Origin of the sequence: Aquipseudomonas alcaligenes NBRC 14159 (genome assembly GCF_000467105.1) — a bacterium.
GTDB classification, from domain to species: Bacteria; Pseudomonadota; Gammaproteobacteria; order Pseudomonadales; family Pseudomonadaceae; genus Aquipseudomonas; species Aquipseudomonas alcaligenes.
In genome coordinates this window covers 64770-78063 of the sequence record NZ_BATI01000018.1, presented here as the reverse complement: position 1 = coordinate 78063, position 13294 = coordinate 64770, and the positions used below count along the sequence as shown (strand labels likewise).

12 protein-coding genes are annotated in these 13294 nt (G+C 66.5%); 2 read left to right on the top strand and 10 right to left on the bottom strand.

Annotated elements, in window-relative coordinates; translation table 11 throughout:
* Positions 1-18 precede the first annotated feature (18 nt).
* Positions 19-2655, bottom strand: a complete 2637-nt coding sequence (gene ppc / locus PA6_RS11970) for a phosphoenolpyruvate carboxylase (RefSeq protein WP_021701185.1) — start codon at positions 2653-2655, stop codon at positions 19-21.
* A gap of 195 nt (positions 2656-2850) precedes the next feature.
* Here ppc and PA6_RS11965 point away from each other — a divergent pair, with 195 nt between their 5' ends.
* Entirely contained in the window at positions 2851-3195 is a 345-nt protein-coding gene (locus tag PA6_RS11965) for a hypothetical protein (RefSeq protein ID WP_021701184.1), read from the top strand.
* Positions 3196-3232: 37 nt separating this feature from the next.
* Here the strand turns inward: PA6_RS11965 and PA6_RS11960 are convergent, their stop codons facing one another.
* From PA6_RS11960 to PA6_RS11920, 9 genes are all read right to left on the bottom strand, one after another.
* Positions 3233-3730 carry an O-acetyl-ADP-ribose deacetylase gene (locus PA6_RS11960; RefSeq protein ID WP_021701183.1) on the bottom strand — a complete coding sequence of 166 codons (498 nt, stop codon included), beginning with the start codon at positions 3728-3730 and terminating at the stop codon, positions 3233-3235.
* A gap of 16 nt (positions 3731-3746) precedes the next feature.
* Positions 3747-4076: a hypothetical protein gene (locus PA6_RS11955; protein ID WP_021701182.1), complete on the bottom strand. Its 330-nt coding sequence runs from the start codon at positions 4074-4076 to the stop codon at positions 3747-3749.
* A gap of 93 nt (positions 4077-4169) precedes the next feature.
* Complete coding sequence (locus PA6_RS11950; RefSeq protein ID WP_021701181.1) at positions 4170-4916, bottom strand: TIGR00266 family protein; 747 nt, start codon at positions 4914-4916, stop codon at positions 4170-4172.
* A gap of 111 nt (positions 4917-5027) precedes the next feature.
* Entirely contained in the window at positions 5028-6317 is a 1290-nt protein-coding gene (locus PA6_RS11945; RefSeq protein ID WP_021701180.1) for a flavohemoglobin expression-modulating QEGLA motif protein, read from the bottom strand.
* A 9-nt stretch (positions 6318-6326) separates the two neighbouring features.
* A complete protein-coding gene (locus PA6_RS11940; protein ID WP_021701179.1) occupies positions 6327-6875 on the bottom strand; it encodes a hypothetical protein in 549 nt (182 codons plus the stop codon).
* Between the two features lie 67 nt (positions 6876-6942).
* Positions 6943-7656, bottom strand: coding sequence for a TetR/AcrR family transcriptional regulator (locus PA6_RS11935; RefSeq protein ID WP_021701178.1), 714 nt, complete (start codon positions 7654-7656; stop codon positions 6943-6945).
* Between the two features lie 131 nt (positions 7657-7787).
* A complete protein-coding gene (lysS, locus tag PA6_RS11930) occupies positions 7788-9290 on the bottom strand; it encodes a lysine--tRNA ligase (protein ID WP_021701177.1) in 1503 nt (500 codons plus the stop codon).
* A 77-nt stretch (positions 9291-9367) separates the two neighbouring features.
* Positions 9368-10463 (bottom strand): peptide chain release factor 2 gene (gene prfB, locus PA6_RS11925; protein WP_115287945.1). Its coding sequence is split into 2 segments (ribosomal slippage): positions 9368-10390 and positions 10392-10463, totalling 1095 coding nucleotides; the frame shifts between segments, so codons are not numbered across the junction.
* 160 nt (positions 10464-10623) lie between these two features.
* The gene (locus PA6_RS11920; RefSeq protein WP_169728647.1) at positions 10624-11529 is read right to left on the bottom strand and encodes an autotransporter outer membrane beta-barrel domain-containing protein; all 906 of its coding nucleotides are present in this window, start codon (positions 11527-11529) and stop codon (positions 10624-10626) included.
* Positions 11530-11674: 145 nt separating this feature from the next.
* Here PA6_RS11920 and PA6_RS11915 point away from each other — a divergent pair, with 145 nt between their 5' ends.
* Positions 11675-13294 carry a GGDEF domain-containing protein gene (locus PA6_RS11915; RefSeq protein ID WP_043216632.1) on the top strand — a complete coding sequence of 540 codons (1620 nt, stop codon included), beginning with the start codon at positions 11675-11677 and terminating at the stop codon, positions 13292-13294.

Genomic DNA, 13294 nt, shown 5'->3' with positions numbered 1-13294 from the left:
GTCGGAGGCGGCGGGGCCTCAGCCGGTGTTGCGCAGCCCCGCCGCGATACCCGCCACACTGACCAGTAAAGCCTGTTCCAGAGGGCTGTCCACCGGGCTCTCGCGCAGCCTGCAACGGGCCAGGAGCTCGGCCTGCAGCAGGTGCAGCGGGTCCAGGTAGATGTTGCGCACGGTAATCGCCTCACGGGTCTCCGGGCTGTGGGTGAGCAGCTCGGACTGATGAGTCAGGGCGAGTACCAGAGTGCGGCACTGCGACAATAGGTCGCGTAAATGCGCCCCCAGCGGTCGCAGCTCGTCCGTCACCAGGCGCTCGTCATATAGCTCGGCAATCGCCAGGTCGGTCTTGGCCAGTACCATCTCCAGCATGTCGATGCGCGTGCGGAAGAATGGCCAGCGCTCGCGCATATCCTCCAGCAGCGCCTGCTCGCCGCGCTGCATGGCGTTGCCCAGTGCGCTCTCCCAGCCCAGCCAGGCCGGCAGCATCAGGCGGGTCTGGGTCCAGGCAAAGATCCACGGAATGGCGCGCAGGCTTTCGATGCCGCCGGCGCGGCGCTTGGCCGGGCGACTGCCGAGCGGCAGGCGCCCCAGCTCCTGCTCCGGCGTGGCCTGGCGGAAGTACTCGACGAATCGCGGATTGTCGCGCACCACCGCGCGATAGGCGGCCACGCCCTCCCCGGCCAGCCGCTCCATGGCCTCGCGCCAGGCCGGCTCGGGCGCGGGCGGCGGCTGCAGGGTGGCTTCCAGCACGGCGGCCAGGTACAGGTTGAGGTTCTGCTCGGCCAGCGCCGGCAGACCGAATTTGAAACGGATCATTTCGCCCTGCTCGGTGGTGCGGAAGCGCCCGTTCACCGAGCCCGGCGGTTGCGACAGGATGGCCGCATGGGCCGGACCGCCACCGCGACCGACCGTACCGCCGCGGCCGTGGAACAGCAGCAACTCCACCTCGTGCCGGCGGCAGACCTCCACCAGGGTCTCCTGGGCGCGGTACTGGGCCCAGGCGGCGGCCACGGTGCCGGCATCCTTGGCCGAGTCGGAGTAGCCGATCATCACTTCCTGCGGGCCATGCAGGCGCGCACGGTAGCCGTGCAGGCCGAGCAGGCGGTCGATGGCCGGGCCGGCATTATCCAGGTCGGCCAGGGTCTCGAACAAAGGTGCAACCCGCATCGGCCGCTGCAGGCCGGCTTCCTTCAAAAGCAGTTGCACCGCCAGCACATCGGAAGGTGCACCGGCCATGGAGATGACATAGGTACCGAGCGAGGCGGCCGGTGCCGCGGCGATCACCCGGCAGGTCGCCAGCACTTCGGCGGTCTCGGCCGAGGGCCGGTGCTGCGCCGGCAGCAACGGGCGGCGATTGTCCAGCTCGCGCAGGAGAAACTCGATGCGCCGCTCCTCGTCCCATTCGGCGTAGTTGCCCAAGCCGAGGTAATCGGTGATCTCGGCCATGGCGGCGGCATGCCGGGCGGCGTCCTGGCGCACGTCCAGGCGCACCAGGAACAGGCCGAAGCAGGCGGCGCGGCGCAGGCAGTCGAGCAACTCGCCCTCGGCGATCACGCCCATGCCGCAGGCATGCAGCGAGTGGTAGCAAAGCTCCAGCGGCTCGAGCAGTTCGCGATTGTCGTGCAGCACTTCGGCACCCGGCGCGATCTCCTCGCGAAGGGCGGCCTCGGCCCAGGCACGGGTGGCGCGCAGGCGCTCGCGCAGCTGCTTGAGCACGGCGCGATAGGGCTCCGGGTGTACGCCAACGCGCAGGCGCAGCTCATCACTGGCCTGCTGCATCGACAGCTCGGCCGCCAGCCGCTCGACGTCGCGCAGGTACAGATCGGCCGCCATCCAGCGCGCCAGCAGCAGTACCTCGCGGGTAACGCTGGCGGTGACGTTGGGATTGCCGTCACGGTCGCCGCCCATCCAGGAGGCGAAGCGCACCGGCGCCGCCTCCAGCGGCAGGCGCAGGCCGCACGCCGCCTGCAGGGCGCGGTCAGCCTTGCGCAGGAAGTTCGGCACGGCCTGCCACAGCGAATGCTCGATCACCGCGAAGCCCCACTTGGCCTCGTCGACCGGGCTGGGGCGGTTGCGCCGAATTTCCTCGGTATGCCAGGCCTCGGCGATCAATCGCTGCAACTTGAGTTGCACCTCGTCGCGCTCGACTGGAAGCAGGTCGCCGTGGTCGAGGGCGGCCAGCTGCGCGGTCATGGCGTCGTATTTCTGGATCAGGGTGCGCCGCGCCACTTCGGTGGGGTGCGCGGTGAGCACCAGTTCGATATCCAGGCGGCCCAGCTGGCGCGCCAGCTGCTCGGGCTTGTGCCCATCCGCCACCAGGCGTTGCAGCAGCTCGGCCAGCACTCGGTCATCGAAGGGTTGCGCCTCGTCCGGCCGACGCCGGCGGATGCGGTGATACTGCTCGGCAATATTGGCCAGGTTGAGAAACTGATTGAAGGCCCGCGCCACCGGCAACAGCTCGTCATCGCCGAGCGCGGCCAGCGTCTCGCGCAGCTGTCGGTCGCCGGCGGCCGAGCCCTGGCGCCCGGCCTTGGCCCCCTGGCGGATCTGTTCGACCTTGGCCAGGAAGGCCTCGCCGCGCTGGTTGCGAACACAGTCGCCGAGCAGCTCGCCGAGCAGGTGAACCTCTTCGCGCAGACGCGCATCGATTTCCGCCATGACCGCCCTCTCCGCCCAGGGATAGAGCCTTCAGCTTGCACAGAGCGACTCGTTCTTACAAGCACACGACGGATGGCCATGACCACTGCCAGGGCAAGCTAGGCTGAACAGACCGGGGGCACAAGCCCCGTGGGCCGGCGCCTACAGCGTGCGGCCAGACCACCGCCCACCACGAATGGGCATGACGAGGTGTATATGAAGATCCGTGAACTCGCCCGCCATTGGGAGCAGAACGCCAAGGGTCGCCTGACCCGCAACACCTACCAGATCCATCTCGACCTGGAATCCGCCGCGCGCCTGGCGGCACTGTGCGAGATGTACCCCAAGCGCAATGCCGAGGAACTGCTCGGCGAGCTGATCGGCGCCGCCCTGGAGGAACTGGAAGCCAGCCTCCCCTACGTCAAGGGCAGTAAGGTGGTGGCCACCGACGAACAGGGCGACCCGCTATATGAAGACATTGGCCCCACGCCACGCTTCCTCGCCCTGTCTCGCCGCTACCTGCAGGAGCTGTGCGCGCAACAGGACGGCGCCAAGCACTGATCGCTGGTCGCGCTGATCCCGGCAGCCAGGCAGGCCGCTAGAGCAGGCGCCGATAATGCTCAGCCATGTCTGCGGAGAAGGCGACCAGCAGCGCGCGCCGCAGGCTGCTACCCGGGGGACGCGGACGACGCAGCTCGCTCACGGCAATCTGGGCCGCCGCCTCCAGGGGATAGCCATAAACGCCGCAACTGATGGCGGGAAAGGCGATATCGGCCAGGCGATGCGCCTCGGCCAGCGCCAGACTGTTGCGGTAGCAGGCCGCCAGCCGCTCCGGCTCTCCGCGCTGGCCGCCGTGCCAGACCGGGCCGACCGTGTGGATCACCCAGCGGGCCGGCAGTCGAAAGCCCGGAGTAATACGCGCCTCGCCGGTGGGGCAACCGCCAAGGGCGCGGCAGCTGGCCAGCAACTCGGGGCCGGCGGCGCGGTGGATGGCACCGTCGACCCCGCCACCACCGAGCAAGGAACTGTTGGCAGCGTTGACGATGGCATCCAGCGCCAGAGCGGTGATATCGCCGTGCACGACCTCGATCAGCATGGCGCCAGGCCAGGCTTTACTGCTGAGGCGCCTGCGGGGTTTCCTCGCCCATGCAGCGCACGGCCTGCTTCTTGCTGTCCACCAGCACGCCGGTCAGGCCCTTCTGCTGGGTATCGAACAGCACCAGCACGCCATCGATGCACTGCGCCACCTGATTGGCCGGTTTCAGCGAGACCTTGTAGTCCTCGCCGGGCACGGTCTTGAGCATGGTGAAATCGGCCAGCAGCAGGGCATCCTCCTCCTTGGCGAAATGCACGTAGCCGTAGTACCAGAGCACGGCAATGGTGCCGATGATGCTGGCGATACCGGTGAGAATCAGGGGAATGGCGTTGCGTTCTTCACTCATGGGAATGGCTCGCTGTACAAAAGGCCGGAAGTTTACCCGTTGCCCGGAGGCGCCGCGCGTCCGCAATGTCGCAGCGCGTGACATCGCCAGCGGCTACTTGCCGCCGGCGCGCACTTCCTCGCGGGCCCGGAAAGTGGCGTCGTAGATACGCTCGGCCAGGCGCGAGAAGGGCAGGCTCTGTACCCACACGGTACCTGTGCCCTTGAGGGTGGCGAGGAGAATGCCTTCGCCGCCGAACAGCATGCTCTTCAACCCGCCGGCCAGGCCGATGTCGTAGTCGATACCGCTGGTGAAGGCCACCAGGCAACCGGTGTCCAGGCGCAGGGTCTCGTTGTTCAGCTCCTTGCGGATCACCGTGCCGCCGGCGTGCACGAAGGCCAGACCGTCGCCTTCCAGCTTCTGCAGGATGAAGCCCTCGCCGCCGAAGAAGCCGGCGCCGATGCGTTTGTTGAAGCTGATGCCGATCTCGGTGCCGTACGCAGCGCAGAGAAAGGCGTCCTTCTGGCAGATCAACCTGCCGCCGACCTGGCTCAGGTCGATGGGCACCACGGTGCCCGGATAGGGCGCGGCGAAGCCGACCCGTTGCTGGCCCTTACCCTGGTTGCTGAAGTGGGTCATGAACAGCGACTCGCCGGTGAGCAAGCGCTTGCCGGCGCCCCACAGCTTGCCCAGCACGCCACTGGACGAGCCATCGCCCATGCGTGTCTCGAAGCGGATGCCTTCGGTCATGTAGTTCATCACCCCGGCCTCGGCGATCACCGTCTCGCCCGGGTCGAGGATGATCTCCACGGTCTGCGCCGAGGCGCCGAGGATTTCGTAGTCGAGTTTGTGGCTGGGCATGGCGGGGGTTCCTTGCAGGTTGCGCGATGCCCCCTCTCCCGTTTAAGGGAGAGGCTGGGGAGAGGGGGCACTTTTACCCTCTCCCACAAGTGGGCGAGGGGAGCCGCGGATCTAGAGAATATTGGCGTAGTCCGCTTCGATGCGATCCAGACTCAGATGGTTCAGGAAGTTGGAGAAGCACATCCAGGCCGCCAGTGCATTGAGGTCGCGGAACTGCGGCGGCAGGTACTTGGGCGGCGCCACCAGGCCCTCGTCGACCAGCTGGCGCAGGGTGCGCATGTCTTCCAGGGTGGTCTTGCCGCAGAACAGCAGCGGGATCTGCTCCAGCTTGCCCTTGCGCACGGCGAGCTGGATGTAGTTGTAGATCAGGATGAAGCCCTTCAGGTAGGACAGGTCCTTGGTGAACGGCAGGCCGTCCGGGGTGGAGCCGCGGAACACCCGGCTGGCGTTGCCGTAGCTCTCCTCCAGGCCGTAGCCCTGCTCCTGGTAGAACTCGAACACCTGCAGGAAGTCCGCGCCCTCCTCCGCCATGTGGATGGCACGGGTGCGGTTGGTCAGCTTGCGCAGGCGGTATGGATAGGAGGCGAAGGCGATCACCTCCATCAGAATGGCCAGGCCTTCCTGGGTCACGGTCGACGAGGGCGGGCCCTTGGCCAGGAAGGTGCATACCGGCTGATTGAGGCCGTTGAGGGTGGTGCCGACGTGCACCATGCCCTCGTGCACTTCCAGCGCGCGCACGTCGCGTTCGTTGAACAGCGCGTCGCTGCGGATCTTGATGTAGTCGGCGCCGGCGGCGGCGTCGGCGACGATGCCGTCGGACTCCAGCACGCGAATGGTGTCGTCGCCGAACACCTTGGCCAGGCGCTCCTGGAGTATGGCCACGGCGTCCTTGGCGGTGAGGCTCTTCGGCTCGTCATGCAGGTCGCCGCGGGCGGCGATGTTGTTCAGGTAGTCGGACAGCATCAGGCCGAGGTCGGCCAGGGTCGGGTCGCCAGCATGGAAGGCGTCCGAGGCGGCGCCGTAGAGCTCCTGCGAGATCAGACCGAAATCGGCGGTGCCGCGCGCCTCGAGCATGCGGATCACCATGCGGTATTCCTTGCACATGCGCCGCATGATCTGCCCGACCGGGTTGAACTGGCCGAGCTGGCGGGTGATGTCGCGCTCGATGTTCTGGAATTCGAGTTTCTTCGCCACCGCATCGAAGGCCAGCGGGCGGCTATCGTAGTAGGCGCGATCGACCGCCGGCATCGCGCGGCCCTTGGCCTTGAGAAAGCCCTGGCGCACGCTGTCGTCCCACTTGATCGCGTCGAGCACGCGGATCGGCGTCTGCGCCTCGACCAGGCGCCCGGAGAGGGCGCGGATGATCTCGTGATAATCGTCCTGGGACTTGCGTCGGCTCATGCGCGGCCCTTATTCGACGCTGCGCTGGTAGCGCGCGACTTCGACGAAGACGTCGGCGTTGGCCTGGTCATCGAGGTAGCTGAACACCCGGTCCAGCGGACTGGTGACCAGCACCGCGTCGCCGTCGGGTGTTTCCACCGGCTGCCCCTGCAGGGTGCCGCCGTCCATTTCCTGGAGGATGCGCTCGACGTCGAGGTTGTAGATCACCAGTTCGTTCTTGGCGGTCAGCTCGAAACCGGCGATGGCGAAGTTGGCGCCCAGGCGCTTGGGCAGGCCCGCCGAGATGTACCAGCGGCGGCCGTGATGGGCCACGGTGAAACCGTACTCCTCGACAGCCTGATCGTCGGCATCGCTCCAGGCCCGCGCGCGATAGAGGTTGGAGCCGGCGCGCACGATGGATAGGTACTGCTGGTCGCCCCACTCGTCCTTGCGCTCCCAGTCACCGAGCAGCGGTATGGGCGCCGCCTCGTTGGCCGGAATGGGGTCCTTGAAAGTCACCAGGCAACCGCTCAGCAGCAGGCAGCTGAGGGCGGTTATGGCCATGCGCCAGGCTTTCATCTTGCACTCCTTGTGAGGTTCGACCGACTGCCGCAAACGAAAAGCCCCGCCGAGGCGGGGCTGGGACTCAAGCTCCGACGACCAGATCCAGAAAGCGCTGCAACACGGCGCGCTGGGCCTCCAGGTCGAAATCTTCCACCCCATCGACAATGGCATGATATTCCATCCGCAAAACCAGCGTCGTCAACACCTGTGCATCCTCGACCGGCGCCCGGGAGCCCATGGCCCGCACGGCACGCTCGGCGAAGCGGAAGCGCAGCTGCTGATGGGCGAGGAACAGCGGACGCAACTGCGGGTTGGTCAGCGCCTCCTGGCGGAAGGCCAACTCCATCAGCAACTCGTCGTCACGCGCGCGCATCTTGGCCTGCACGTGGGCCACCGCCAGGTCGATGAAATGGGTGACCAGCTCGCGCCGGGCGCCGGGGTCCTGCTTGATGGCGGCGGCAATACGGCGGAAGTCCTCGTCCATGCCGGCCCAGAGCGCGGCCAGGCTGGCCGAACTGCGCTTGACGAACAGCGCGAAGCTGTCGGCGATCAGGTCCTGGATGTCGTTGAAATAATAGGTGGTGGCCGACAACGGCACGTCCGCCTCTGCCGCCACCGCGCGGTGACGCACGCCCCGCAGCCCCTCACGCACGATGATGCGTAGCGCCGCTTCGAGAATGCTCAGGCGGCGCTGCTCGCTGCCCTGGCGACTGGCCTTGCGGCCACGATACTGCACGGATTCGGCTAACTCGCCGGCCAGTCGGACCGGGCATTCCACGGCGGAGCTGAGGTTCACTGCTGGACGTTCCTCGCACGGACTGAAGAGAAAAAAGCAGGGGCCTGCCTTGACGGCAGACCCCTGCTTTCAAACAGCGGGATGGCCATGTGCCACCCAGCGCCCGACGGTGCCCGTTCCGGCGCCTGCGATCAAGCCTGCGGACGCATATGCGGGAACAGGATCACATCGCGGATGGACGGCGAATTGGTCAGAAGCATTACCAGGCGGTCAATCCCGATACCCTCGCCGGCGGTCGGCGGCATGCCGTATTCCAGGGCGCGGACGAAGTCGGCGTCGTAGTGCATGGCCTCGTCGTCGCCGGCGTCCTTGTCGGCCACCTGCTGCAGGAAGCGCGCAGCCTGGTCTTCGGCATCGTTCAGCTCGGAGTAGGCGTTCGCAATTTCCCTTCCACCGATGAACAGCTCGAAGCGGTCGGTAACACTCGGATCGTCATCGCTGCGACGGGCCAGCGGCGAGACTTCGAACGGGTAACGGGTGATGAAGTGCGGCTGTTCCAGCTTGTGCTCGACCAGCTCCTCGAAAATCATCACCTGCAGCTTGCCCAGGCCTTCGAAGCCGAGCACCTTGGCGCCGGCCTTCTTGGCGATCTCGCGGGCCTTGTCGATGTCGTTGAGGTCGGCGGCGCTGATGTCCGGGTTGTACTTGAGAATCGAGTCGAACACCGACAGGCGCACGAACGGCTCGCCGAAGTGGAACACCTTGTCGCCGTAGGGCACATCGGTGCTGCCGAGTACCGCCAGGGCCAGCTCGCGGAACAGCTCCTCGGTCAGGTCCATGTTGTCTTCGTAGTCGGCGTAGGCCTGGTAGAACTCGAGCATGGTGAACTCGGGGTTGTGCCGGGTCGAGACACCCTCGTTACGGAAGTTGCGGTTGATCTCGAAGACCTTCTCGAAGCCACCGACCACCAGGCGCTTGAGGTACAGCTCCGGCGCAATGCGCAGGAACATGGCCATGTCCAGGGCGTTGTGGTGGGTCTCGAACGGCTTGGCCGCGGCACCGCCGGGGATGGTCTGCAGCATCGGGGTTTCCACTTCGAGGAAACCGCGCTCGTTGAGGAAGCGACGGATGTGCGCGATCACCTGGGAACGCACGCGGAAGGTGTCACGCACCTCCTCGTTGACGATCAGGTCGACGTAGCGCTGGCGGTAGCGCTGCTCGGTGTCGGTCAGGCCATGGTGCTTGTCCGGCAGCGGGCGCAGCGACTTGGTCAGCAGGCGCACGTTGAGCATGTCGACGTACAGGTCGCCCTTGCCGGAACGGGCCAGGGTGCCCTCGGCGGCGATGATGTCGCCCAGGTCGAAGTGCTTGACCGCTTCCAGCTGCTCGGCCGGCAGGGTCTTGCGGTTGACGTAGACCTGCAGGCGCCCGGAGGTGTCCTGGATAACCATGAAGGCGCCACGGTTGAGCATGATACGCCCGGCGACCTTGACCGGAATGGCAGCCGCTTCCAGCTCTTCCTTGGTCTTCTCCGCGTACTGTTTCTGCAGGTCGGCGCACAGGCTGTCGCGGCGGAAATCGTTGGGGAAGGCATTGCCCTGCTCACGGACGGCAGCAAGCTTCTCTTTGCGCTGGGCAATCAGCTTGTTTTCTTCCTGTTGCAGTTCGTGCTGGTCGAGTTGTTGGTCGCTCATGGTCGTCTGTCTGCCTGGCATCTAAATCAAAGGGGTTACTGGCCGGAGCGAGCCGCGCTCACTCCGCCGGGTGCGAATCAAAGGCCCTGTTTCAGGCTGGCCTCGAGGTACTGGTCGAGGTCGCCGTCGAGGACCTTCTGGCAGTCGCTGCGCTCGACGCCGGTACGCAGGTCCTTGATGCGCGAATCGTCGAGCACGTAGGAACGGATCTGGTGCCCCCAGCCGATGTCGGACTTGGAATCTTCCAGCGCCTGCGAGGCGGCGTTGCGCTTCATCATCTCCAGCTCGTACAACTTGGCCCGCAGCATTTTCATGGCGGTGTCCTTGTTGGCGTGCTGGGAACGTTCGTTCTGGCAGGCCACCACGGTGTTGGTCGGTACGTGGGTGATACGTACGGCCGAGTCGGTGGTGTTGACGTGCTGACCACCGGCGCCGGAGGAGCGGTAGGTGTCGATGCGCAGGTCGGCCGGGTTGATCTCGATCTCGACCTTGTCGTCGATCTCGGGCGACACGAACACCGCCGAGAACGAGGTGTGGCGACGGGCCCCGGAGTCGAACGGGCTCTTGCGCACCAGGCGGTGCACGCCGATCTCGGTGCGCAGCCAGCCGAAGGCGTACTCGCCCTTGATGTGCACGGTAGCGCCCTTGATGCCGGCGACTTCGCCTTCGGACAGTTCGATGATGGTGGCGTCGAAGCCGCGCTTGTCGGCCCAGCGCAGGTACATGCGCAGCAGGATGTTGGCCCAGTCCTGCGCTTCGGTACCGCCGGAGCCGGCCTGGATGTCCAGGTAGCAGTTGTTCGGGTCCATCTCGCCGCTGAACATGCGGCGGAATTCCAGCTTCTCGAGGATTTCGCGCAGGCGCTCGACTTCGGCGACGATGTCATTGACCGCGCCCTCGTCGCTCTCCTCGGCGGCCATTTCCAGCAAGTCTTTGGAGTCGGCCAGGCTACCGGTGAGGTCGTCGATGGTCTCGACGATCTGCGCCAGCATGGCACGCTCACGGCCCAGGCCCTGGGCGTACTCGGGCTTGTTCCAGACGCTGGCGTCTTCCAGCTCGCGGTTTACTTCGACCAGGCGATCATGCTTCTGATCGTAGTCAAAGATACCCCCGAATCGACAGGGTCCGCTCGGACAGGTCCTTGATGCTGTTGAGGATCGGATTGATTTCCATGGTGGGCAGCACTCTCGGGCAAAGGCGCGCGGCTGTCGGGCCATCGGCGAGGTGCCGACCGCGCACGACGCAGGCCGCGACCGCGAAGTTTCGGAAAAGCCCGCGAGTATACCCGAGTGCACGCGCCCTGGCAGCCCGCAGGCTGACCGGCGGACCGACCTCAGAACTTCAGGCTGAGCCGCGCCGCCAGGGCATTGTCACGGGCATCCTCGGCGTAATCGCCCGCATAGGTCAGGCCGAGGTAGAGGCCGTCACGCAGTTCGTGGTCCAGGCTGAGGTCCAGGCGCAGGCTGCTACGCTCGAACTCGCGGCCCTGCAGGCGCAGGCGCTGCCCATCCGCGGTCATCGCCTCGGCATTCATACGGTCACTGCCCAGGTCCTGGCGCAGCGCTAGGCTGGCCCGGCCGACCCATTTGCGCTGCTGCCAGTACCAGGGCGCTGCCAGGCGCCAACCCAGGGTCAGGTAGCCGCCCTCCTCGTCCGCCGCCTGCAGGCGCAGGCCGTTATCGCGTAATGCGCCGCCGTCCAGGCGCAGCAGCGCCAGCCCGGCGAAGGGCTCCAGGGTGAAGTCGCGGAAATCCAGGGCGAAGCTGCTTTCGCCGAACAGCTGCCAGCTGTGCGCGCTGGCGTGATCGCTGCCACTGTCCAGACGATGCTGGCCGTACAGGGCGCCGAGCTTGAAGCCCAGCTGGTTGTAGACACGGGTGGCGGCATACAGACCGACGTGGGCACTGTCGCTGACGCCGCTATCCGCATCATCCTCCAGACGCGCCTGAGACAACGCGAGCAGCCCGCCGCCGATCCACTGACCAGCGAGCGGCCGGTCCATCCCCAGCGTAAGGCTCTCGCCACGGCGCTGCAGGCCGCCGTCCCAGTGGCCGTGATAGCCCTGGACGCGCGTCCAGATCGGCCATTGATCAGCCTCGGCCTGAGACTCGCGAAAGGCAAAGCGTACCTGCTGCAGACGGTCCAGCGCCGCCTCGCGGGGCAGGCGGCTGTCGTTGAGCAGCAAGGCGCGCTGATCGAGCAGCAGCTGGCCCTCGTCGGCGCACGCCAGCGCGCTCAAACCGCAGCAAGCCAGTATCATCCATCCCCGCATGATCCACCCGTCCCTCATCAGTCGCGACCTATTCTAGCGATCCGTGCGCATGGCCGGGCCACCCCTTCACTATGCTTAGTGGCAACCCGCCATGCACGAGACCCGCAGCACGATGCGCCGATCCTTCAGCCTACGCAGCCACTTTGCTCTGCTCATCGCCCTGCTGGTGACGCTGCTCAGCTGGCTGCTCGGCAGCCTGATCGGCAATGACGCCAGCCAGCGCATCCGCGAGGAGGTGGGCCGCGACCTGGTGGAGGCCTCACTGCAGATGATCGATCGCCTGGACAGCGACATGGCGGGCCGCGCCGCATACCTGCAGGTGCTCGCCAGCCTGCAGGTGCTGCGCCAGCCGGACGATACCGGGCAGATCCGCGCCCTGCTCGACCGTATCCACCAGCAGATCCCGAGCGTCGCCTGGATCGGCTTCACCGATCCCAATGGTCAGGTGGTGGCGTCCAGCGGCGGCGTTCTCGAAGGCCTCAGCCTGGCCCAGCGCCCGGTCTACATCCAGGGCTACCGCGGCCTGTTCATCGGCGACGTGCATGAAGCGGTGATGCTGGCCGAACGGCTGCCGAACCCGAGCGGCGAACCGATGAAGTTCGTCGACATCAGCCTGCCGGTGTACGGCAGTGACGGCGAACTGGCCGGGATACTGGCCTGCCACCTCTCCTGGGGCTGGGCCGACGAGGTGCGCCGCGCACTGCTCGAGCCCATCCAGCAGCGGCGCAACGTCGAATTTCTGGTACTCGGCAGCGACCACAGTGTGCTGCTCGGTCCGTCCCATCTGATCGGTCAGAAGCTCTCGCTACCCAGCCTGGACCAGCCTATTGCCAAAACGGGACGATGGGCGGTGGAACACTGGCCGGATGGCCAGGAATATGTCACCGGCCTGGCCAGGAGTCATGGCTATCAGGACTACGCCGGCCTGGGCTGGATCGTCGTGGCGCGCCAGGGGCTGGACGAAGCCTACGCGCCCGTCCGCGAGGTGAGCCGCTACATCGCCCTCTGGGGCGCCGCCCTGGCCCTGCTGTTCGCCGCCGCCGGCTGGCTGCTGACCGGTTACTTCACCCGTCCGCTGCGGGCCATCTCGCAAGCCGCCGACCACCTCAGCGCCGGACAGATCGGCACCATCCCCAGCCTCGACAGCCCGCGTGAAATTGCCGTGCTCAGCCAGTCCATTCGCCAGCTGGTGGAGAGCCTCACCCATCAGCAGAGCGTGCTGGGCATGCTGGACGACAAGGCCCACAGCGACCCACTCACCGGCCTGGCCAATCGCGCGGCGCTGGAACGTTTCCTGTTGCTGGCCAAGCACCGCGAGAACGCGCTGGGCCTGCTCTACCTCGATCTGGACGGCTTCAAGCCGATCAACGACAGCCTCGGCCACGCCGCCGGCGATCAGCTGCTCAAGCATGTCGCCGTGCGCCTGCGCGGCTGCCTGCGCGACGGCGACATGGTGGCGCGCCTGGGCGGCGACGAGTTCGTGATGGTGCTGCGCATGAGCGAAGGCAAGGAGCCGGAACGCGTGCGCCTGGTCGCCGAGCGGGTGCTACACGGACTGTGCCAGCCGGTACTCATCGACGGCCAGGAAGCGCACATCGGCTGCAGCATCGGCGCGGCACTGTGGCCGCAGGACCATGCCGAACTGGACGGGGCGCTGGAACTCGCTGACCAGGCGCTCTACCGCGCCAAGCACAACGGACGCAATCGCGTGGAGTTCCACAGCCCCGGGTGA